The sequence below is a fragment of the Aminobacter sp. SR38 genome, assembly GCF_014843375.1.
Lineage (GTDB): Bacteria > Pseudomonadota > Alphaproteobacteria > Rhizobiales > Rhizobiaceae > Aminobacter > Aminobacter ciceronei.
On the sequence record NZ_CP062114.1, the window covers coordinates 12,669 to 34,483 of the forward strand.

The following is a 21,815-nucleotide window of genomic DNA, read 5'->3' on the forward strand; positions in this document are numbered from 1 at the left end:
GCACCCTGCGAAAAACCACAGGTAGGCGAAGCCTATGCATTGCGGGAAGAATCCCGCCGTTCGGAAGAACGGTCCAAGGGCGCAGTAATACGTTGCTAGCAACGTTCCCGCGTCCGGCCCTGGATGGGCCGCGCTCGACCGAACAGCATTCGCGTTCGGATCGAGAGAGCACCTGCCCTGTGGCGATCACGCACTTCACACCCCAATTGATCAGCCGCGGCGAAGGCCGCAGTGCTGTTGCGGCGGCTGCGTATCGCCATTGCGCCCGCATGGAGAACGAGCGCGAGGGCAGGGTGGCAGACTTCTCGCGCAAGCCCGGAATGGTCCATGAAGAGTTTGTGTTGCCGGGCGATGCGCCGGACTGGGCAAGGGCGCTTATTGCCGATCGCTCGGTTGCCGGCGCGTCCGAAGCCTTCTGGAATAAGGTGGAGGCGTTCGAGACCCGCAAGGACGCTCAGCTCGCCAAGGAGTTCATACTGGCGCTGCCGCGCGAGCTGACCGCCGAGCAGAATATCGCAATGATGTGCGAGTTCGTCGCGGAACATGTGAGCACGCGAGGGCTGGTTGCGGACTGGGTTTACCATGACGCGCCGGGCAATCCGCATGTGCATCTGATGACGACATTGCGCCCGCTGACGGAAGACGGTTTCGGCGGCAAGAAGGTGCTTGTCATCGCAGAGGACGGACGGCCGGTCAGGTCGAAATCCGGCCAGATCGTTTACAAGCTCTGGGCCGGTGACAAGGCGGACTTCCTCGCTATGCGCGAGGCCTGGTACGCCGCGCAGAACAAGCATCTGGAATTGAACGGCCATGACATTCGCGTCGATGGCCGCTCCTATGCCGAGCGTGGCATCGACCTTGAACCGACTTCGCATATCGGTGTTGCCAGCAAAAACATTCAGCGGCAAGCGGAGGCTGAAGGGCGCGCGGCCAGGCTTGAACGGCTCGCATTGCACGAGGAAACGCGGCGCGAGAATGCGCGCCGGATAGAGCGCCGGCCGGAGATCGTGCTGGAGGCGATCGCGCGCGAGAAGAGCGTCTTCGACGAGCGCGATGTCGCCAAATATCTGCACCGCTATGTCGATGATCCCGGCCAGTTCGCCAACTTGCTGGCGCGCGTCATGGGAAGTCCGGAGGCCGTGAGGATTGAAGTCGAGGGCGTCGATCCCGAGACCGGCGAGCGATTGCCGGAGCGTTTTGCGACGCGCGACATGATCCGCATTGAGGCCGAGATGGGGAACCAGGCCGAGCATCTTGCGACGAACGGCCGGTTCGGCGTCTCAATCAGCGCGCGCGCCGAAGTCGTTGCCGGCCATGCGCAGATTTCCGACGAGCAGAGCTTCGGCCTGGAACGCATCACTGGTAACGAGCGCCTCGCCATCATCGTCGGCCGCGCCGGCGCCGGCAAGACGACGATGATGAAGGCCGCGCGCGAAGCATGGGAGGCTTCCGGCTATCGTGTTGTCGGCGGTGCGCTCGCGGGCAAGGCCGCCGAGGGGCTGGAGAAGGAGGCGGGCATTGCGTCGCGAACGCTCGCGTCCTGGCAGCTCCAATGGGAGGGGGGCCGCCTTCACCTGGACAACAGATGCGTGTTCGTCATGGACGAGGCGGGCATGGTGTCGTCGCGCCAGATGGCCGACTTCGTTTCTGCTGTTGCCCATGCAGGCGCCAAGCTCGTTCTTGTCGGCGATGCCGACCAATTACAGCCGATCGAGGCGGGCGCTGCGTTCCGCTCGCTTGCCGATCGCGTCGGTTATGCCGAGCTCGGCACGATCTACCGCCAGCGTGAGCAGTGGATGCGCGATGCCTCGATGGATCTTGCCCGAGGCAAGATCGGGGCGGCGATCTCCGCCTATAAGGGGAAGGGACGCCTGGTCGGAATGGAGTTGAAGGACCAGGCGGTCAGCGCGCTCATTCGCGACTGGATTGCCGACTACGACCCGAACCGGTCGAGCCTGATCCTTGCGCATCTTCGCCACGATGTGCGGACACTGAACGAGCTGGCGCGTGGCGCGCTCCTCGAGCGCGGATTGATCGAAGACGGCCATGCCTTCCGCACGGAAGACGGCATGCGGAACTTCGCGGTCGGCGACCAGATCGTGTTCCTGAAGAACGAGGGTTCGCTTGGCGTCAAGAACGGCATGATCGGCCGCATTGTCGAGGCCGAGACGGGCCGTATCGTGACCGAGATCGGAGACGACAGACGGCGCGTCGAGATCGACCAGCGGTTCTATCGCAATGTGGATCATGGCTATGCGACCACCATCCATAAGTCCCAAGGCGCCACCATCGATCGGGTGAAGGTGCTGGCGACCCTCTCGCTCGACAGGCATCTGACCTATGTGGCGATGACCCGGCACCGGCATGACGCAAAACTCTATTTCGGACGACGCTCGTTCGAGAAGGCGGGCGGGCTCATTCAGAACCTGTCGAAGCGCGGGGCCAAGGACACGACGCTCGATTTCACCGGATCGAAGCTCTACGAGCAGGCGCTTTCCTACGCCAACAGCCGCGGCCTCCACGGCGCGCGCGTGGCGAAAGCCCTTGTCGAAAACCAGCTCCGTTGGATCAGGGAGCAGCGCGATCGGCTCGAGACGGCCGCCGCCAGGCTCGCAAGCTTCATCGGGCGGTTCGGCCGTGCCGCCGATCGTCAGGCAGCGGCTGCCGCGACTGCCTCTCCCGTTTCCCAGCCCTGGGTTCGCGGCCTCGCGACCTGGGCGCAATCCATCCCGCAGCTCGTGGAGGCCAAATTGCAATCAGACGCCACACTCACCCATGCCTGGACCCAGCTTCGAGACCGCGTCACTCAAGTCTATGAGAAGCCCGATGGCGCGATCGATGCGATGAACCTTTCCACAATCATGAGCGCCAATGTAGCGGAAAGGCAGGCAGCGCAAAGCCGCATCGTCGACCAGCTCGGTCGCGATCCGGAAGCCTTCGGCGCGATGCGCGGCAAGACCGGCATGTTTGCCTCATCGGACGCGAAGGCCGAGCGGCAGCGGGCCTTGAACAACGTTCCGGCACTCAAGGACAATATTGCCCGATATGTGCGGCTGCGCGCCGAGATCGGAGATCTTCGCACCGTCGAATTGTCACGCGAGCGCGATCGCAGCCGGGTCGACATTCCTGCATTGTCCGGATCGGCGCAGGGCGTGCTTGACCGCATCCGCGATGCGATCGATCGCAACGACCTTTCGGCCGCGCTCGGTTTTGCCCTTGCTGACAAAATGGCGAAAGCAGAGATCGACCAGCTCAACAAGGCGCTCGACCAGCGGTTTGGGGAACGGGCATTCCTTGGCTCGAAAGAGGCCAAAGGGCCGGCCTATGATGCAGCCGCGGCACAAGTCGCCGAGGGCGACCGCTCGAAACTGGTGGCAGCCTGGCCGAGCTTCAGTGCCGCCCAGCGCGTTGCGGCCTATGAGCGGGCGCAGAAGGAGACGCGGGCTCAGAGCCAGGTCCGCGATCAGGGCATGAGCCGATGACGAGACATTGCAGGGCGCTTGCGATCATCGGCGCCGGCGCCGTGCTTCTCGGTTCGATGGCGGCAGCCTTTGCATGGGGCGGCTATCGCGTGAACTTCACGCCCTCCTATCCGCTTGGCCTTTGGCAGATAGAAACGCTGGACCGCCCGGTTGCGGTCGGCGACAGAGTGTTCATCTGCCCGCCTTCCGGTCCTGCCGTCGATCTCGCCCGCGAGCGCTTTTATCTGCCCAGAGGTCGTTGCCCGGCCGGAACAGCGCCGCTCATCAAGACCGTGGTCGCATTGGCCGGACAGTCCATCCGCGTCGAGGGCCAGGTCATCATAGATGATGTGCCCTTGGCAGCTTCGACCGTTCACGCACAGGACACCGAGGGGCGGCCGATGAAGCCCTGGATGGGCGGCATCGTGCCCAAGGGCGAAGTGTTTCTTCATTCCGATTTCGGTGGTTCCTATGATTCAAGATATTTTGGGCCGCTTCCTGCCGACGGCATCCTCGGCCTCGCACGGGAAATCCTCACCTTCACGCCGTAGCCTTCTGCAGGCCATTCTATTCGCCGCCGGCGGCGCTGCCACCGGAGCGATAGGGTGGAGTGGGCATCCGCTCACCTTCGCCCTCGGCATAGCCTTCCCTGCGCTTTGGGCCCTCGCTCCGTCGCGCACGGTCGCGGCCCTGGTCGCGCTGGCGCATTTTCTCGGCGCATCGCGCGGCCTGCCGGAGGGCGCTTCGATCTTTTTCGGGGCGCAGCTCACCATCGGCCTTGGCCTCTGGCTTGCCGCCTCGCTCATGTTCGTTGCCGTCCACACTGCACTCTGGACGTCGCGTGGCGGCTGGCGCCAGCCACTTCGCTACGCGATAGCGGCCGTCCTTATGAGCGTGCCGCCGTTCGGGACCGTCGGTTGGGCACATCCGATCACCGCAGCTGGAATTCTCTTCCCGGGCTGGGCCTGGTTCGGCCTTGCCGCAACCGCCGCCCTGTTGATCACGATGACGACCCGCCTATGGCCGATTGCGGCCGGCGTTGCAGCCCTCGCCTTCGCCTGGTCCGCCTTTAATTGGACGCTTCCGGCCGAGCCGGAAGGCTGGCGGGGCATCGACACCAGGTTCAGGTTCGAAGCTTCGGGCCAGTATGCCGACTACCGTCAGCAGGTCTCGACGATACAGCTGGTCGAGGCCGCCGCCAGCGACGGCGCGCGTGTCGTGATCCTGCCGGAAAGCGCCATGGGCTTGTGGAGCGCCACCACAGAGCGGCTTTGGACCCGCGAGCTTTCCAGCCTCGACATCCTGGTCAATGGCGGTGCGGCGATCGTCGATCCCGTCGGCTACGACAATGTGATGATCGGGGTTTCGGGGAAGGGCGCGGATATCCTTTACCGCGAGCGCATGCCGGTCCCGGTCTCCATGTGGCAACCCTGGACGACCGGCGGGGCGCACGCGCGGTTGTTCGCCAATCCGGTCTTCGAGTTCGCCGGGCTGAGGGTTGCGCCGCTGATCTGCTACGAACAGCTCATCATCTGGCCCGTCATCCAGTCGATGCTTTTCGCGCCGGACGCGCTTGTCGCAACCGGCAACGCCTGGTGGACCGGCGACACCAATATCGTCGCCATCCAGCGGTCGAGCGCGCAGGCGTGGGCTTCGCTGTTCGGCCTGCCGCTGGTGATGGCGTTCAACGAATAGGATAGGGAACCATGATCGATGCCGAACTGATCCAGCAATGTGCCGATCCCAGCCTCAAGGTCGAGATCGTGCAAAAATTCATCGAGGAGGCCGGCGGTGCCGACCATCTGACCGTCACCGTTAGGGCAGGGGAGCGCATCATCCTTGTACCGAAACCATCGACCGAGTACGAGGCGATGCAACTCATCCAGCAGAATTTGGGTCAGTCGATTGTCAGGGTAGGAGTGACTCAGTACCCGGCCGGCCTCGGCATTCAGGACATCTCCGAGCTCAGCCCGGACCTACTCGATTCCTGCAAGAACATTGGCATGGGCACCGCGCTCTTTGCCAAGGTCTATCGCATCGTCGCCAAATGGTATGGAGCACCCGCCCAGGAGGTCCTTGAGGAGGCGATATTCGCCTACAAGACCGGGTGGTTCGACGGAAAGCAGGTGTTCTATGAGTCCGACCCCGGCGAAACCGAGCTTGCCGAGCCGCAGCCAGCGGAGCAGGGCGCTCGGGTTGCGGCAGAGAGCACCGGCCCATCGGAGCCGCCTTTTTCGGAGGAAGATCCGAACAAGGCCGGTATCCGCATCGATCTCTCCGGAATTAGCAGCAACAATAAAGAGCAATGAGTATCCACGTCGTCGTCACCATCATGCTTTGCGTACTGTCGTGCGAACCGGCCGAAATCCGTGTCTGGGACGGGGACTCCCTGCGGCTCGGGATGACGCAGGAGTCCGAGGCGATCCGCATCTTCAACATCGATGCGCCGGAGATTGAGGGGCAGTGTGCCTATGAAAGCGATCTGGCGCAGCGTTCAAAACATCGACTGGCGGAGTTGTTGCAGGGTCAGCGCGTCGAGGTCCTGCGCCAAGGCACGGACCGCTATGGCCGCACGCTTGCGAGCGTGAGCGTCAACGGCAGGGACGTCGGCGACATTCTCGTCAGTGAAGGCCTCGCCAGAATCTGGAGCGGCCGGCGCGAGCCGTGGTGTTTAGGCGATGCTGGCGGGTAGCCAGCCGAGCTCTCGCGGATTTCGCAGTCAGTCAAGATGCGCCGCTAATGTAGGACCATCCGTAGATGACCGCATTTAGGTGAGTCAGCGCCGATAGATATCCAAATCCGGAAATGTTGGACTGCCAGGGGTCCAGAACTCCACGCTATCGGCGTGCATCTCGTAGAATTCGCGGTCTACGGTGATACGCACCGCATGCGGTAAAAATCCATCGACGAGGCGGTAATCCTTCTCGTCGAGATGAACAGCTTCTGTCCCGAGCGGCAGCAATATCGGCCTGTCCAAAACGGCACGGAGATTGGAAAGCGTTATGGCCGGATCAAGACGGACCGGCACCTCGAGGTCTTCATCCGCGAACTCATCGAGGTTGAGGGCAGAATCGTCCCCTGCAGATATCGCATTTTCGAGCGCCTGAAGAGCATCATTGCGCTTGGCGTCAGGGGCGTTCGAGGTGGACAAGACCGATTCTTCGATGAGCCGTGGCAAGCGCGTGAGGATTGGTTGAAGCCCGCCTACAACCTTTTCGAAGATCGAAATGCGACTGCGCAGCGCGCGATAGACGTCGGCCTCGACCGTATCTTCGTAGTGCAGGTTGATGATCCGAATATCAGAAAACCGCTGACCGAGGCGATCAATGCGCCCGATCCGCTGTTCAACGCGCATCGGATTCCAAGGCATATCGTAATTCACCAAAGCACCACAGAACTGGAAATTCAGACCTTCGGCAGCTGCGTCGGTGCACACCAGGACTTCGGAACGGCCTTCCTTGAAGCGCCGTTTGACATCGTCGCGCGTGATCAACCTCCAAGTGCCATCGGTGTTGCGCACTTCACCGCCGCGACCGGAAAAGCACATCACCGAGTTTCCGGCGCCGACAAGCAGGTCCCGAAGATAATCCATCGTGTCCGTGAACTGGGTGAACACCATCACCTGCGGATAGCCGCTGCCCTTGAGCTCGGCCAGAACCTTCGAAAGCTCGATGGCCTTAGTGTCGGTCGGCAGCAGTGTGATATCAGCCACGATAGTTTCGATGGTCGCGATCTCTTCGAACGCGAGGGCGCGTCGCTCGTCCTCTGACACAGTTTCGATATCTATTTCTTCGCCGGCCTCGACTTGGTCGGCGACGTCCTCATCGATCCTGGCTTCATCGGCTGCGGTGAGAAACCCTCCTACACCACCTTTTCGCTTCTCCATCGTCTGCCGAAGGGCATGGAAACTTGACGCAAGGCGCCGGCGATAGATCGTCATCACGAATCCCACGGCGTTGCGGGCATCAGGCGCCGCGGCATTGTATGTCTCGGAAATGTAGGTTTCGACCTGCTGGTAGAGGTCGCCTTCCTCTACCGACAGCGGAATGAAGCGGTCTTCGACTTGCCGCGTTGCGATGGCAGCCGACATCTTGCCGGCCTTGAAGTATTTGCGCAGCAATTCGCGTGTGTGGCGCGAAACGAGCGCGCCGACCGGTGTCGATCGCTTGATGATCGCAATCGCCGTGCGGCGTTCTTCCGGCGAAAGCTGCCGGCGCGGTATCGAAACCAGATCGCGCAGCGCTTGGAGGACTTTCCGGGTCTTCAGTCCGCTCAGCCGGGTCTGCCGTTCCGCATCCGCCCGCGAGACTTCTCCAAAATGGGCCTCGTTCGCCCGGAAGAGCGCCGAAAGCCAATCGAGGCTTTCGTTGGTTACAGGTTCCTTCGCGACTTCTGAGAAGAAGCGGACGAAGGCATCCGGTGTCCATTCAGGCGGCAGGCCTAACAGGTCGAGCAAATCCCAGAGTTCCGTGGCGTGGACCTGCAAGGGTGTTGCGGTAAGGAGGATTAGCCCGTCCGTTCGACGCCGCAACGACCGCATCAATTGGAGAAGCCGGTTCGGGCCTTTGGCTTGCGGCGTTCCAGCGCCCTTCGTTCGGGCGTGATGCGCTTCATCAAGGACAACGAGATCCCACGGATCGGCCGCTTCCAGAATTTCGCGTTGTCGATCCTGGCGCCTCGCGAGATGGCTCGACATGATCACGAATGGCTCACGATGCCACGCCTCGCGAGACACCGGCTTTTCGAAATCATGATCCCGCGCCGGCGACCGATACCACGTCAATTTCTGGCCATCGTAGATCGGCCAATTCAGGTTGAACTTTTCGCGTAGTTCGATCTGCCATTGCTTGCAGACGTTCTTGGGCGCGAGGACCAGCGCGCGCTTGATCCTGCCCGCCAACCAAGCTTGGCGAAGCAGCAGCCCGGCCTGAACCGTCTTCCCGAGACCAACTTCATCGGCAATCAGAAGCTTCGGCGGCCAGTTGTCATAGAGGCGATGATAGGCGCGGATTTGATGCGGCCAAGGCACGACCGCGGAAGTCGCTTCGCCCACGCGATCGCCGCCGATGGCTTGAACGGCAGCGTTGGCGATCTTTTCCCAAACGGCCTGGCGTTCTTCATCGATCGAAACACTTGGCCCCGGCCCAATAGTGATTGGCTCATCATCATGGGCCGGTCCTTGAGTCGGTCTGGGTGCCGATGGTCCCGTCGATTGGTCGTCGTGTTCAGCGAGGCGCTTAGGCAATTTTTCGGGGTCGGGCAGGAAGGTCAGCAGTTGCTCGCGCAGCGCCGTTGGCACATCAAGCGTGATCGCCCGGCGGGCGCGGTCAGCCCAGAGCTTCGCGAAGCTTGCTTCTTCTTCGTCAACGCGCGGGCCGTCATTCCACGACGTGAAGGCGTTGAAGCTTTCCCAGTTCCGCGTCCAACCGAATTCGGTTTCGTTGATGCTACCGTTGAAGGCCATCCGATCGCCGGTCTTGTCCTCGATGATGCCGGTCTTTTCGTGAAAGATGCTGTCGTCGCGGATCGGCCGGCGGTCGAGGTCGCAGGGCACGGCAAGCTTCACATCGAGAAAGCTGTTGGCCACCATCCAGGCGACAAGTTCGAGGGCATCGATCGTCCGCGGATCGGCCGTCAAGATCGGCATCTTGATTAGCGTCCGTTCAACGGCGTCGCGGAGAGATTCGCCGCGCTCGATGGCCGCAACCTCTTCTTCGCCGAGAGTGCAGCCGACGATCAGGCGCATCCGCCCATTATTGACGATTAGCCCTTCGACGCCCCGGGCAGCAAGCGCCAAGGCGCGTGCCGAGAAATAGCCTGTAAGGCGATCGTATCGAGTGGCCGAGCGCAACGCAGGCACATAGAATAGCCGGACGAGGTCACCATCGTCCGGTGTATATTTGAGGCGCCATGCGGTGTCGCGCAGAAGCGTCAAGCAGCCTCCTCTGTGAAGAGCGATAGCTGTTGGGGCTCATCAACCTTGTCGGAGAAGGCGAGACGACGCAGCTTCTCAAGGGCGTCGAAATCATCGGCCGCCGATTTTGCATCGCCGGTGGCAACATCGAAGCCGACAAAGTTACGCGAGGGTGGCAGAACTTCCAGCACGGCTTCGAGAGCGGCCAGAAATTGGGAATCGCCATCGATCCCCGCATCCTTGAGAAGATCGAAAGCCGCTTCTAGGGTTCGCGTCCTGCCACGATGGGCGGCATGGTGGATCGCGTCGATCATGGCGCGCGATCCGTCGGCGGGGCCGAGTGCATTTTTGGCAGCGCGCGTGGCGCTATCCCAGAGCTTGATATCCGAGCCCTTCTTTTCGCAGACCTTGCCAATCAGTTGGCCATCGAGATCGGCGCCCACTGCACGGGCGAGCCGCAGGCCTTCATCGTAGCTAAACACCGGCGCCTTAAACGCGTCCCAGGCCAGCACAAACCACGAGGTGGTCGCATCGAGATCGCCACGTCCCTTGGTATGGGTGAGCTGGTTCAACCGCCACGTCTTGACCTCGCGACGTGCGGCATCGAGCGCGTCTTCCGGCGTCACCGCGTAGGGATCGAACTCTTCCTCGAATAGTTCGGCCTGCTTGCGGCGTCTCTTCGCCAGCGGTTCGGGTCGCGGTGTCCCGCGCTTCAGCGGCCAATGGCGCGAGAATTCTTCCAGCGCGGGCCCGAAGGACGCGAGATAGAGATCGACGCCGGTAATCCCGGCCTTCTGGAATTCTTCAACCCGGGTGCGGACGGCCTTGGCCACCAGCGGCTCGACATCTTCCCAATAGGTCGTCTCGTCGCCCTGATCTGCCGGGCGCGGGCGGCAGACGAGGAAGATTGTGGAGTTGGCGGCGGCCTTGTCCTTGATATGGAGAGAGCCTTCGGCCTCGGTATTCACCGGCCAGGAGGCGGTGATAATGAAGCCCGCTTCGATCAATCCCTTCGTCAACGCATCCCACGCACTTGTGTCCTTGTGCGTGAACATCACGGTCATGATGCCGTTCGGTTTCAGCACTCGCCGGCTTTCCGCGAAGATCGCGGCCATCTTTTCCTGATAGTCGCGGTTCGCGAGCGCGTCGGCGCCCTTCTGGCCTTTGAAATGGGCCTTGTTGGCGACTGCTTCGGATTGCTTGTCGGTAAGGCGTCTTGTGAAAAGCTCGGGCGCAACTAGCCCCGCGGTGCGCTTCAGCCACACATAGAAGAAGTCGGACAGCTCCGCATACATAACGTTCGCGCCATAGGGTGGGTCCATCACGACAGCATCGACTGAGCCGTCGGCAATGTGATCAAGAGAAGAGCCGGACTTTGACGAGATTACAACTTCGGCCGGCGCTACCTTTTCTCCTCCAAAGAGTGGTCCATCTTTGGACCCTGTAGGTGTCGATAGCTCTACAAGCTCCTTGATACATTTCGCGGTCTGTTCGATAGCCCAATCATAACCAACACTATCCGTGGTAATGACCATTTCGGCATACGACCATTTGAACGCAAAATCATGGCGATCAAAGGTGTTGACCATGATTTCGCGATTGCCGTGCCACCGTGTCATTCGAGAGTTGTAGTCGCGGAGTTTATCGAGGCTGAAGCTGAGATAGATGTAGGCGGCCCGGCGAACATCAGTCAGACGACCGGCGAGTCTGTCTTCCTCAACCATGTCACGAAAAATCTCGGATGCCAGTCCATGACCAAGAAGCTGGCGTGGCGAGAACATATCCCGCCAAAGCGGCATACCATACTGACGTGGTCGATCGTCATTTGTGTCCGAAGGGAATGCTTCGCTTGGGATGACATCAAGCGCCTCCCATTCTGGAAGCTTCCTATCTATTTGGGCGGCAATATCCGCCTCGATGCTGTCTTCCGTGCGAGGAGCTCGATAACCCCTTTCCCATCTCGGCTTGCCAAGCTTCCCAGACTTGAGCCTAGTTTCGATGCGCCGCTTGAATACGACGGTGAACAGTTGATCGCCCATTCCTTCGGCTTGTGCCTGGCGCTTGACCTCGTCGCCATCGATAACGCGGGCGCAATCTGGAAAGGGACAAGTGGCGTCGCCATCGGAAACGGTTCCAGCCGAATGCTCTGAAATGTTAGTCACGATCTCGAATGAGCAGAAGCGACCAGTGGTCCCTGGTCCAATGCCCAAATGGGGCTTCAATCGAACCCCAAGGCCGGCCCCATTCAAGCGCCAGTTCGGAGAGAGCGGTATCGTTCCCGCGCAGTACGGGCAGGAGATCGTGCGTGCCCAAATATAATTGGTCGCAACGCAGTTCTTCTCCGGCTCAGGCGGGTATGCCGAACGAAGGAGGACCTCGCGTCGCGCGACGAATTTCTTTGAGATTTCATCAAACTCGTCCAGAAGTTTCACGCCGAAACGCTGCGGAGTTTCTACTGTCGCCTTCAGAATCGTAGCTGCTACTGGGTTGAGATCGTTGGCATACGACTTAAAGCCCATCCGACTGCTCTCGAACGGAATACTTCCGCCGCCCGCCGTCGGATCGAGGACAGATATGTTGCTTCCAATCTGCCTTCGGATTGCAGCCATTTCCGATGGAGAAGGTGAATATGAGAAAGCGCGCTTGTAAGTGTAGGCCTCGCCTTCAAATCGTTCGCCAATCCGCTTTGCCCGGTCGATCCGTCGGCGCGACGCCATTGGATCACCGTGAATGCCCAGAACATGGAGAAAGGCATCGTGGTCGGCATTGGCTGGCAACAACGAAGCCAACACGGCAGCCCGGGACGCAACCAAAGGGCGCCTCGCCCACCAGACGTGCAAGCGGTTGGGAGCAGGGAACGGCGTCATTGGCGTGCGTTCCCGAAGACTCTCAATGCCTATTTCAGCGATCGGCAACCAACGTTCAATCAGCCGCACATCCGACATACGCTCATCTTCCATCATTTCGCTGGGTCAGTGAGCAGGATGCGGAGCGCAGTCAGCACGCGGCGCGGATTCTTGCGGTGAACCGACATGCCGAGCCAATAGCCAGCTTCTTCCTTGCCCATTACCTCGATGCCCTCGGCGACGAGGCGCATGTTGTCGCGGTTACGCATTGGGGCGAGCGTCCGGAACAGCAGCGCGAGGCGCAGCGCGGTTTCTTCCGACAAAGCCGATCCCATGCCCTCGATCGGCAGGAGATCAAGGCGGATGCCGCTTTCCTTCAGGCGCTTGAGTACCCGGTGTTCAGCCAGTTCGAGATTACGTCCGCGAAGGCCCGCAAGGCGGATCGGAGCGGTGATCTGTGGAGTCACAATCGATGGCAGTTGCCAGACTTCAACCTCGGTATCGCCAGGGCCATGGCGACGGGCGCGCAGTTCGTAAACGGGCTGGGTTTTCGACACCATTATGAATTCGTCCTTGCGGCGCGGCACATTCATGACTTCACCTCCGCCGTTGCTTCGACATACGCAGCCGCGCTCGCAAAGCGCGTCAGCTTTTCGATGAATTTGTCCGCGGCATCCCCATCCAGCGCGAGCCCGTTTTCGAAATCAAACGAAATACTGGTTTGCAGATCGGTCTCCTTCGCCGCCCTGAACTGAGGTTCGAGGTAGTCCTTCATCGTCGACGCATCTTGCGCCACGCCGCTGAATTCGAACTGCATCTCGCTGTCTTGCGTTGTGATGAAGCTGCCCGTGAGCTTCACCGACCGTTTTGTTCCAGCGACGGTGTTTGCGATCGGGATCAGCTTGAAGGCGTCACCATATTCGAACAGGCGGATCACCACGCGATCTACCTTTTCGAGCTTCGCGGTCTTGGCTTGTTCGATCACCTTCCGTAGTGCTTCCTTCAAGACGCCCTCGGCGGTGAACACTTTGGCATTTGCGACGGCAGCTCCATCCGGGCCACCTTGTGGTCGTTCGCCGAAGCCGACCGCCGAGCCTTCGCCCGGTGCTCCGCCGATCGGCGGGAGCGGCTCGCCCGAAATCGAAGCGCCAGTTCCGGCCGATGCGGGTTGGGCCGCCGACGCGGGCGCCGGCCGAGGCCACACGCCCTTGGTCTTGGCGAAGTCCATCGTGAAGATCGTCGTTTCTTCATCGATGTTGATCGACGGCATCGGATCGCCTTGCCCGGCCAGGAGATCGCCGCGCTTGTAGACATAGACGCCTTCCTCGATGCCCTTTCGGACCGCCTTGCGGAACACGTCATCCGACAGGAGGATCGAGAGTGAGGGGTCGCGGCGGAATTCGTCGCGAAGATCGCGCGTCGTCATCTGCCCTTTCTTCAAGGGTGTGCGGTCGCGGATGTAGGAGGGGGAATCGGGCGAGTCGGAAGCGTCTCGAACCTTGTTCTGACTTTGCAACTGGCGAACGACCTGAAGCTGGCCTGATCCTGGGCGCTCGGAGGCATTCTGAATATCGATGACCGAATGCGCTAGCTGCACCGAGCCCGTGCCGCTCAGCGCATTGCGCGAGGGGTAGAGGATGTGGCGATAGCACTGCTGGATCGCTATAGCCGCCTCTGTCTCGGACTTCTTCTCGAGTTCGAAGACCTTAGCTTGCTGGTGCTCGGCAAGTTCCTTGACGCGCTCGGGCCGCTTAAGCTCCTGAAGGGCCAGGCGGCGCACGATCGCGCGCTTCATCTCGTTCACTTTGGTTTCGTCCGCGACGACAAAAACCAGATTGTTCCGCAGGGACCGCAGGCCGTTGCCGTCGGCGCCCTTGCGCTCAAACATGCGTCCCACGATCTCGGGCATCTCGCGAAGATCGGCGCCGATTTCCAGCGCGTCGTGAGAAAGCAGCACAAGCCGCGGCTTGCCGTCCGATACGTCGTCCGGGACATCCCATGGCCCGCCGGGGAAAGGCACGAGGTCGAAGGATTGGCCGCCGAAGATCGCCTTTGCCCTGTCCACAAGCTGGGTGCGCGCCTCACCGGGATCGATGTTCTTCTCCTCCCGACCGATGACCTGCGTTAGGTTGGCTTCGGCGTTGAAGCGCAGCGGTGCGTTCGGCCGATCATCGAGATAGGCGGATTCCGCGCGAAATTTCGTCCTCGCATCGTCGATGAAGGAAAGGTCCGCTGCAGGGCTGAGGATCGAATAGCGCAAGTGGTCGGCTGCGACGCCCTTAAGGTCGTTGTTGAACGCGAGGGTGTGGATGAAGATTGTGCGGGCGACGTAGGTGCCATAAGGCAGCAGGCCCTTGAAGTTTTTCGCGTCCAGCTCTTGGGCCAAAGCCAGTTTCTCGGGCGGCCCAGCAATGTCATTGAGAATCGCCGGCACAAAGGCGCCTTGCTGCAGCCGCGTCGTGAATTCCCGGCGAATGACATCCGATCCCAGATCGACGTGATGCAGGTGGATCGCGGACGCATCGGAAGGACGGCTTGCCCAGACGGTCGCAACGGTCTTTGCCAGAATGCGCAGCATTCCACGCACGCGTTGAAAGCCGCCGAGCGTGGCCGTTTTCCCGGTGAGCGTATCCAGAACGTCCGGGTGAAAGGGATAGGTCTGCGCGAATTCTGCGCTGGTGGTCGAGCGCCTGGCTTCTTCCGATAAAATGTCGCGATGGATGCTCCAAAGTTCGCGATAACCGTTGATCACTTCCGTCGCGCGGGAATCGTCAATCGACGCAAACAAGCGGCGTCGGATGACCTTTGCGGTTTCATCATCCCGTGTCGGATTGAGGTTGGTCGCCTTCCGGCCGGAGACGCTTTCGAGTTCCGACATGGCGCTGGCGAGGAATTCGTTCTCGTCGGCGAAGGCGTCCACGCCCTTGCCGTCGGATCGAACCGCAAGGGTATACACGATTGCCGCGTGCGGGGTGCTCTCGATCGCGGTCAGCAGCGCCTTGAGGAAGGCGGTCAGTTGATCGCGCCCACCCATGCCTTGAACTCGCCGAAGGTACTCGCCCAGCTCATCGAGAACGACGAGCACTGGATCGGAACCGAATAGTTCCTTTATGGTGTCGGCACCCGGAGCAATTCGCTGCTCGTCTGATCGGCGCACGATCTCGTATCCAGCCTTCCCAGCCAGCTGGTAGGCGATCTCGCCCCAAGGCGTGTGGGCGCGGATTCCCTCGCCCATCGGCCGACCGTTCGCCGGATCGGCATTCTCGCCATCGAAGGCTGCAACGCGGACGGCCTGGGTTGGCACGAGGGTTGGATCGAGGAATTCCGCGGTATTCGAGACACCCTGCATCCCTGCTGCTGCGTGTACAAGGGCAATCAGGCCGTGCGTCTTACCGCCGCCGAACGAGGTATCGAGGCGGAAAACAGCTGACACGCTTTCCCCGCGGCCAGACAGTCGGCCACAGACGTTGACAAGAAGCTCTTTCAGCCCCTCGGTGGGATAAGTGTTCGTGAAGAACGTTGGAGCGTCGGTGTAGTCGCGCGAGGCGCGACCGGTCAGGACATTCGCGAGATTGGCCGCATAGTCGCTGTCAGCAATTGTTCCCTTTTCCACGTCCTCGCGAGGCCTGCAAAGCTCAAATACATTTGGAATTGTCATGCCTACCCCAACCCCGATTTGACCGCCGGCTTAGACCGATCGGTCACCCTCCGCGAAGCTCGTTCTTCTTGAGCCAAGTCTCGATCGCTTCATTTGCGATCGCCGATGCCGTCGATTCGCGATCAACAGCAGCTTTTTTCAGATCCTTGATCACGTCGCTGTCCAGATGAAGCAGCATTTGTCGCTTCTCTTTGATGATGGGCTTGCTAGTACGTGCCTTTATGCGACCCGTCATCCCGTTCACCGCGCTATGATAGGAACCTATCACCTCAGTCTAGAGTGACGGCCTATCTAAAACAATTGTCGAATTGCTCGGGACAGCCTTGCCAATCCGTTTTCACGCTGTGTTCCACCGAAATTCCCAGCAGCATGCCTGGTGATGATCAGGCGCCGTGTCGAGGATGGCCGTTCACCGCGCAACTTACCGACACAAAGAATCCTCTCAATTGGGGCTTCTGTGCCGGGCGAGCCGTCATAAGTGTGGGCTGTTTGCCGTCGATCAGTAGGGCATGGTCGCCGGAGCGGAAGCGCAGCGCGCCGTTCAGGTTGGCAAGGCCGATGAATAGCGGCCGAAAACCGTGGCCGCGTTCCGCCTGGTGTTCGTACCGCGAGATGCCGTCGGTGAGCGTCAAGCGCAGCGCTTCGCCGTGATCATTGAGCCTAGCATAGGCCGCGTTGCTGCGCAGGCTATTCAGAACTCCGATGCCGCGATCGGATGATATGAACTCAAATTTTCCCTTTGAGGCGCGGAACGCGACGATGCCGCTCTGCGGCTCTTGCGCATGCTCGTAGATGTTGCTGTGAAGCTCGCCCATGGCGGCAGTGAGCTGGGCGGCAATGGCCTTGGGAAATCCTTCCGCCGTTGCAGCTTGCTGGGCGGCTAGACCGAAGGTCGTCCATGCGTTGATGTCGTGCGGCGTGGCGGTGCTTAGGAAGCCCGCGCGCCGCGTTTGCGGGCAGACCCACTCTCGCGTGCCGTGCCTGATGGCGTCCAGCATCGGACCAAAAAGATTTGTGGTCAGCCAGAGGGCAACGTGCGGTGCGGGAAGTAAGCCGTCGTCGGCAAGGTTCGAGAGTTCGAAGAGCGGGCCGATCTCGGACGCGGTGAGCGCGGGAATGGCGGCCTCGTTCAAGCGGCCCCGCGCGGCCGCGAAGGCCAGCCCGTCGAGCATCCTGAAATCCAATATCGCGGGCTCGGTTTCCGTCATCCGGCCATCGGCGCCGATTCAGCCGAACGTGAGGAGGCGATCAGATCGCCAATCCACGCGTCGGTCGCCTGCCAGTTCGCTTCAAGCAGATGGTCGACATGGGCCCCCTGTGCTGTCGGCGCGCCTCGCCAGCCAAGGGCAGCGTTGCCCTTGGGATAGGCCTGCTGGCGCATCATCGTCTTCATGAACACTGACGTGTCGAGAACGGTGATCCCCGAAAATGCGCGGGCAATCACCGGCAGGACGTCGGTGCCTCCGCGTACGATGATGTGCAGCGGGCGGCCGACGGCCCGGGCCAATCCTGCCAGCCAAGCCGCGTGCTGCTCGCGCCGCCCGGACCAGCCGGTGCCCGTGGTGAACTCATAGGCGATATGGGTGACCTCAGGCCGGGCGGCGAGGAAGGCGATCCAGTGGGCAAAGTCTGCTTCAGTGCGCCCGTTGACATGGAGCGCGGCCGGCAGGCCCTCGCGCAAGAACTCTTCATGGACGATCGCGATGCGCTTCATCGCGTGCAAGTCGTCCCACCGCGGCCGGTCGATGAACAGGCTGTAGTTCGGCGTCGTCACCATGCCGACGCCGGCGGCGATGAGGGCTTGGATGATCGGCCGGCGGCCGGCTTCGCCGAGCCCCCACCAGCGCTCGAGCGGGCGGTCGATGTCAGTACCGGTCAGCATCACCGACGCCTGATGGCCAATGCCGAATGCCTCGCCGAGCGCGTCGCGGCTCACAAAGCGCGGTAGGCCGGTACGCCGGTCGAACATACGGTAAAGCGGAAGCGCTACGGTCGCGGCAGTGGGCGGCATGCTGCGCGCGGTGGGGTGATAGATGACTGGGACAAGGCGGGGCAGGCCAACCGCATTGAGCAAAGGGGCGCGTGGCACGCTATAGAGGTTGAAGCCGCCGATTTCACGGTAGCGATCGGCGAAGTCAGGATGGTTGCGGCAGACGCGGTCGCAACCTTCCGGATTGCCGCAGCAGAACTGCAGGCAGTCCATGAAGGGCGTGTTCAGCCGCAGCCCGCCGCAAATCTCCTTCTCCGGGCAGGTGGCGCAGCCGAGGGCTGCGCTCGCCACTTCGGGATCGTGCCAGAGGCGGCGCTCGCGACGCGGATTGCGCCGATGGCGGGGTGCCTGCGGCTTGACTTTAGCGGGATCGGAACGGGTCAGCATAGTGAGATCTCCGCGACCCCTGCGATGGGATGAACATCCAGCACCGTGCCCTTGGCTATGCCGCAGGAGGCGGCCACGGCCAGTACGAGTTCCGGCGCGGGATTGGTGAAGCGCGCGACATCGCTCATGCCTCGTCGGGCGATCAGCGTCCCGTTCTTGTTTTCGACGGTAAGCTGGTCCCCGGTGCTGAGCCTGGCGTTGCCGATGATGTCGGCTTCCGCCGTCCTTGCGGCGCTATCGGGGACGCGTGTGAACAGGTCGGCCGTCGCGAGCTTTACCCGTGCGCGGTCCCACGCCTTCTTGAAGCTCGGCGCCGCCTTTTCGATGAATTCAGCCCCCATGGTCTCTACACTCCTTCAAACAGCGGCCGATAGCGCTTGGCGCGGCCCTGGCTCGTTTCGATGACGAGGCCAAGAGATGCGAGGGAAGCCAGCCGGTTATTCCAAGCCGTCGTGTGTTTTACCCCCTCGCTCTTGCCGTACTCGCGCATCAATGCGCCGGCGTCAGTCTCGCCGTGCTCGTGAACAAGGTCGAAAGTGAGCCTTTGCTTCGGATCAAGTTCACCGAGCGGGGCGGCCATTGTTACTGCGTCCGCCTCATCCAGCGCGCACAACATCAATACATCTCCGCGGGGCATCAGCAACTCCAGCAGCTCTTCACGCACTGTATCATTGGCATTGGCGACCACCGGATAGAATTTCGAGCGTCGCCCCCTGACAATATCGCGGAAGGCAAGAACGCTCTCGCGCAGAAAGCTAGCCGTCGCGACCTCGATGCCGGTGAAATCGAGAAAGACCGGCTCCGGGTTTGCTGGTTCGGCGGCCGACGTATTCAAAAGCTCGTTCAGCGCCGACCTGCCGTTCAGCGCCCCGGCGAGGACGTCGCTGCCACCAATGGCCAGCATGTCGATCTTCATAGAATCACGTTCCTCACGTTGTTCACGTGAGATAGATAGTGAGTGCTGCATTCGGAGTCAATGGTCCGGTGGAATGCTGCCTACCCGCGTGTTTTTGGGGGCAAGGTGTGAGCAGAAATTGCTATGGTCGCATCACTCGAGGATCGTCCGCCGCGACGACGAAGGCAATTTCAGGCGGCGACAGAGAAACCAAGTCAGGAACGGTTATTCGGCGAAGCAATCGCGGTGGACGTCGAGATTTATGACCGGAACGGGCGGCGAAAGGTTCATAGGTCGACGCCTAAAGGCACTTTGACAACTTGCTGCGTCGCTATTTTAGGCCCTTTATATCGACCGTTGCGACCGCCCGTCCATTTCGGCCAACCACTTTTACCTCGATCTCGCGATGCTCCGGTTCTTCGGCGATTTCTGACACGATCTGGCGTGCCATGGCGATCGCTCGAGCGTCGTCATCGTGGGGCTCACCTTTTCGGTCGGGATATTCCACGTCGTCGCTAAAGATGTGGAAATAGTAGCGGGGCATTCATCCTCCTTCGCGGCACGCGGGGTCATCGAGCCATGCGCTCGCGTCGTTGAAATATTCGCTCGCGATGACGGTGCGCAGAAATTTTAACCGGTCACGGTAGCGGCCCGCCTTCGCGGGCCCAAGCACGCTCTCCATGGATGTTAGAGCATCGGGATGTTGAAAGGACTTTCCTCCCGTGTCAGTCAACAGCGGGGTTGAACTTGAGAAACACGCGGTCATCCCATGACGAGATGTTCCAGCGATACGCTCCACCGAAGAGCCCGGGCGTTTCGTCGGCATTGGTCTCAATGACCGTGCCGGACACGGTCACATTCAGCGTTCCGTTGGGCACAATGGCGATCTGATCGAGCTCGGCGCGGGCCCGGTCCGGGATCTCCGGGGTACTGACTTCAATGGTTGCGTCGTCCATGCGCCGAATGCTCAAGAAATTGTCGGCTTGCGACTTCGCCCGCGTGTTGGGGACGCCGATTGCGGACCCGTTTGCATCCAACTCACCGGTGAGATTGACGATGAGATCGAAGCGCCCTTCCCCGGCGTAGGTGAAGCTCTCAAAGCCGGGCATTCGAGCCGCCTTGCGCTCTTCCGCCCGCATCCGGTCCTCTTCCTGTTCTGTGAGCACGTGGCCGTCGGCAAGCGCCTTAACGACACGGGGATCAGCGAGGCGGGTTTCGACACGCATGTCGTACTCGTACCCCTCGAGCACGATGGTGGCGTCGATGGTTTCCAGCACGAGGCAACCGGTCAGAAACACTCCAACCGCGATAGCCGCGGCGGCATTGCGGGCGAGCGAAAACAGCTTCGCCATCAGCGATAGGCTCCCGGGAAAATGATGTCCTGCTCCACAATTATGTTGAACCCATAGCCCGGGCGGATGGTGAGGGTCGGCTGGACATTGAGATTCCGGGAAATGGTTTGATCCGCTACCCGCCCGAAGCTTTCCGCGAAATTCCTTCGTGCCGCATCCGAGGCGGTGTCCTGCGTCGCAAGGGTCGAGCTTTCCGGCACGGCCATGTCGATGCCCGTCCCGATCAATGCGATGAGGATCGCCGAGCCAAAGGTCTGCAGGTATTTGTTGTCGACCTGGTCGCGGAAGCCGCCATAGCCTTGCGCGTCGACGCCGGCCATGCCACCGATCTGCAGTGTCGATCCATTCGGGAAAATGAGATCGGTCCAGATCACCAGCACGCGACTTTGCCCGAACGAGACATTGGAGTCGTACCGGCCGAAGAGCTTGGCCCCTTGTGGCACCAACAGCCGGTGGCCGGTCGCACTGTCATAGACGTTCTGGCTGACCTGGGCGGTGATACGGCCGGGAAGGTCGGAGTTGATGCCGGTCACGAGCGTTGCCGGGATCACCGAGCCGCGTTTGAGCTCAAAGGGCGACTGCTGCGGTACGACGCGGTTCGGCAGGTAGCCGAGATCGGCAATGTTCTGATTGAAGAAGTCTGCCTTTCCGGCCTGATTGTTCGGATCGGCCTGTTGCCCGGCGCCGCCAGCGCGCAGCGCAGCCGCATAGAGATCGGCCATGCCGGCGCGATCGCCAAGCGCCCCCTGCCCCGTTGTCGATTGTGGCGTTCCCGTTTGTGCGGCTTGCCCTACGTTACCGATATCGATCGCGATTGGGCTGTCATAGGCGGCATCGTCGGCCTGGAGCCGGGCCATACGCTGCTGATGCAGCAAGCGAAACATCTGCTCGTCCTGTTCCCTTTGCAGCCGCTCTCGCCAGTCGGCTTCACTTTCGACCGGCGTCGCCTGTTGCTGTTGCGGTGTTGTCGGCTGGCGCTGGAAAGGATTGGTGGATTGCGGCTCGTCTTCCGCCAGTTCGACCGGCTGCACCACCTGGATCTGCTGCGCGGGGCGCGGCTCCTCGATCACGCCATCCGAAACGCCGCGCTTGAGCTGGTCGGCGAAATCGGTCGCCGGCGCGCCGGTCGAGGTATCGAGCGGGCCCCCACTCCGGTTGAGGCCGCGGATCGAGAGGCCCCAAATGATAACGCCGAAGAAAAGGACGACCAGGCCGATGAAGAGAAAGACCGGCAGCTTGTTCAAGCGCCGGATTTTGGGCTTCTCGTCGCCGCCTTCGGCGCCGGGAGAGAGATCGAGCGAACTCATGGCTC

General features: G+C 61.2%; 17 protein-coding genes. 5 read left to right on the forward strand and 12 right to left on the reverse strand.

Annotation, left to right across the window (positions count from 1 at the left end):
* The first annotated feature begins 179 nt into the window (after positions 1-179).
* The 5 genes from traA to IG197_RS30500 are packed head-to-tail and all read left to right on the forward strand — an operon-like array spanning position 180 to position 6,153.
* Positions 180-3,482, forward strand: coding sequence for a Ti-type conjugative transfer relaxase TraA (gene traA, locus IG197_RS30480; RefSeq protein WP_185910479.1), 3,303 nt, complete (start codon positions 180-182; stop codon positions 3,480-3,482).
* Positions 3,479-4,012 carry a conjugative transfer signal peptidase TraF gene (traF, locus tag IG197_RS30485; RefSeq protein WP_154386581.1) on the forward strand — a complete coding sequence of 178 codons (534 nt, stop codon included), beginning with the start codon at positions 3,479-3,481 and terminating at the stop codon, positions 4,010-4,012. Before traA ends, traF begins: the two co-directional genes overlap by 4 nt.
* The gene (locus tag IG197_RS30490) at positions 3,933-5,156 is read left to right on the forward strand and encodes a conjugal transfer protein TraB (protein WP_154386580.1); all 1,224 of its coding nucleotides are present in this window, start codon (positions 3,933-3,935) and stop codon (positions 5,154-5,156) included. The genes traF and IG197_RS30490 overlap by 80 nt, the downstream gene beginning before the upstream one ends.
* 11 nt (positions 5,157-5,167) lie before the next feature.
* Entirely contained in the window at positions 5,168-5,770 is a 603-nt protein-coding gene (locus IG197_RS30495) for a TraH family protein (RefSeq protein WP_154386579.1), read from the forward strand.
* Positions 5,767-6,153, forward strand: coding sequence for a thermonuclease family protein (locus tag IG197_RS30500; RefSeq protein ID WP_154386578.1), 387 nt, complete (start codon positions 5,767-5,769; stop codon positions 6,151-6,153). Before IG197_RS30495 ends, IG197_RS30500 begins: the two co-directional genes overlap by 4 nt.
* Before the next feature lie 84 nt (positions 6,154-6,237).
* Here IG197_RS30500 and IG197_RS30505 read toward each other — a convergent pair whose 3' ends face one another.
* The 12 genes from IG197_RS30505 to trbI all read right to left on the reverse strand — a co-directional run bounded on the left by IG197_RS30505 (position 6,238) and on the right by trbI (position 21,810).
* The gene (locus IG197_RS30505; protein WP_154386577.1) at positions 6,238-9,396 is read right to left on the reverse strand and encodes a DEAD/DEAH box helicase; all 3,159 of its coding nucleotides are present in this window, start codon (positions 9,394-9,396) and stop codon (positions 6,238-6,240) included.
* Entirely contained in the window at positions 9,393-12,338 is a 2,946-nt protein-coding gene (locus IG197_RS30510) for a DUF1156 domain-containing protein (RefSeq protein WP_246670855.1), read from the reverse strand. The genes IG197_RS30505 and IG197_RS30510 overlap by 4 nt, the downstream gene beginning before the upstream one ends.
* Positions 12,335-12,814, reverse strand: coding sequence for a hypothetical protein (locus IG197_RS30515; RefSeq protein WP_154386576.1), 480 nt, complete (start codon positions 12,812-12,814; stop codon positions 12,335-12,337). Before IG197_RS30515 ends, IG197_RS30510 begins: the two co-directional genes overlap by 4 nt.
* On the reverse strand, positions 12,811-15,834 hold the full coding sequence (locus IG197_RS30520) for an ATP-binding protein (protein ID WP_246765470.1): 3,024 nt from the start codon (positions 15,832-15,834) through the stop codon (positions 12,811-12,813). Before IG197_RS30520 ends, IG197_RS30515 begins: the two co-directional genes overlap by 4 nt.
* 88 nt (positions 15,835-15,922) lie before the next feature.
* Positions 15,923-16,057, reverse strand: a complete 135-nt coding sequence (locus IG197_RS36695; RefSeq protein WP_256438744.1) for a hypothetical protein — start codon at positions 16,055-16,057, stop codon at positions 15,923-15,925.
* Positions 16,058-16,262: 205 nt separating this feature from the next.
* The gene (locus tag IG197_RS30530; RefSeq protein WP_154386573.1) at positions 16,263-17,087 is read right to left on the reverse strand and encodes a hypothetical protein; all 825 of its coding nucleotides are present in this window, start codon (positions 17,085-17,087) and stop codon (positions 16,263-16,265) included.
* Positions 17,084-18,256 (reverse strand): DUF4417 domain-containing protein, encoded by a 1,173-nt coding sequence (locus IG197_RS30535; RefSeq protein WP_154386572.1) that lies wholly within the window; start codon positions 18,254-18,256, stop codon positions 17,084-17,086. Before IG197_RS30535 ends, IG197_RS30530 begins: the two co-directional genes overlap by 4 nt.
* Positions 18,250-18,597, reverse strand: coding sequence for a hypothetical protein (locus IG197_RS30540; protein WP_154386571.1), 348 nt, complete (start codon positions 18,595-18,597; stop codon positions 18,250-18,252). Before IG197_RS30540 ends, IG197_RS30535 begins: the two co-directional genes overlap by 7 nt.
* A 5-nt stretch (positions 18,598-18,602) precedes the next feature.
* Positions 18,603-19,172, reverse strand: a complete 570-nt coding sequence (locus IG197_RS30545; protein WP_246670854.1) for an STAS-like domain-containing protein — start codon at positions 19,170-19,172, stop codon at positions 18,603-18,605.
* Between the two features lie 310 nt (positions 19,173-19,482).
* Positions 19,483-19,695, reverse strand: a complete 213-nt coding sequence (locus tag IG197_RS30550) for a hypothetical protein (RefSeq protein ID WP_154386570.1) — start codon at positions 19,693-19,695, stop codon at positions 19,483-19,485.
* 181 nt (positions 19,696-19,876) lie between these two features.
* Positions 19,877-20,503 (reverse strand): hypothetical protein, encoded by a 627-nt coding sequence (locus IG197_RS30555; protein ID WP_154386569.1) that lies wholly within the window; start codon positions 20,501-20,503, stop codon positions 19,877-19,879.
* Complete coding sequence (trbI, locus tag IG197_RS30560; RefSeq protein WP_154386568.1) at positions 20,503-21,810, reverse strand: IncP-type conjugal transfer protein TrbI; 1,308 nt, start codon at positions 21,808-21,810, stop codon at positions 20,503-20,505. The genes IG197_RS30555 and trbI overlap by 1 nt, the downstream gene beginning before the upstream one ends.
* Between the last annotated feature and the right edge of the window lie 5 nt (positions 21,811-21,815).

What these genes read in the sequence shown, in the direction of transcription:
- IG197_RS30540 (WP_154386571.1), bottom strand. Translation starts at nt 18,597, where the DNA reads ATGGGGGCTGAATTCATCGAAAAGGCGGCGCCGAGCTTCAAGAAGGCG.
- trbI (WP_154386568.1), bottom strand. Translation starts at nt 21,810, where the DNA reads ATGAGTTCGCTCGATCTCTCTCCCGGCGCCGAAGGCGGCGACGAGAAG.
- IG197_RS30535 (WP_154386572.1), bottom strand. Translation starts at nt 18,256, where the DNA reads ATGCTGACCCGTTCCGATCCCGCTAAAGTCAAGCCGCAGGCACCCCGC.
- IG197_RS30545 (WP_246670854.1), bottom strand. Translation starts at nt 19,172, where the DNA reads ATGAAGATCGACATGCTGGCCATTGGTGGCAGCGACGTCCTCGCCGGG.
- IG197_RS30530 (WP_154386573.1), bottom strand. Translation starts at nt 17,087, where the DNA reads ATGACGGAAACCGAGCCCGCGATATTGGATTTCAGGATGCTCGACGGG.
- IG197_RS30490 (WP_154386580.1), top strand. Translation starts at nt 3,933, where the DNA reads ATGATTCAAGATATTTTGGGCCGCTTCCTGCCGACGGCATCCTCGGCC.
- traF (WP_154386581.1), top strand. Translation starts at nt 3,479, where the DNA reads ATGACGAGACATTGCAGGGCGCTTGCGATCATCGGCGCCGGCGCCGTG.
- IG197_RS30510 (WP_246670855.1), bottom strand. Translation starts at nt 12,338, where the DNA reads ATGATGGAAGATGAGCGTATGTCGGATGTGCGGCTGATTGAACGTTGG.
- IG197_RS36695 (WP_256438744.1), bottom strand. Translation starts at nt 16,057, where the DNA reads ATGCTGCTTCATCTGGACAGCGACGTGATCAAGGATCTGAAAAAAGCT.
- IG197_RS30495 (WP_154386579.1), top strand. Translation starts at nt 5,168, where the DNA reads ATGATCGATGCCGAACTGATCCAGCAATGTGCCGATCCCAGCCTCAAG.
- IG197_RS30500 (WP_154386578.1), top strand. Translation starts at nt 5,767, where the DNA reads ATGAGTATCCACGTCGTCGTCACCATCATGCTTTGCGTACTGTCGTGC.
- IG197_RS30555 (WP_154386569.1), bottom strand. Translation starts at nt 20,503, where the DNA reads ATGGCGAAGCTGTTTTCGCTCGCCCGCAATGCCGCCGCGGCTATCGCG.
- IG197_RS30515 (WP_154386576.1), bottom strand. Translation starts at nt 12,814, where the DNA reads ATGAATGTGCCGCGCCGCAAGGACGAATTCATAATGGTGTCGAAAACC.
- IG197_RS30550 (WP_154386570.1), bottom strand. Translation starts at nt 19,695, where the DNA reads ATGCCCCGCTACTATTTCCACATCTTTAGCGACGACGTGGAATATCCC.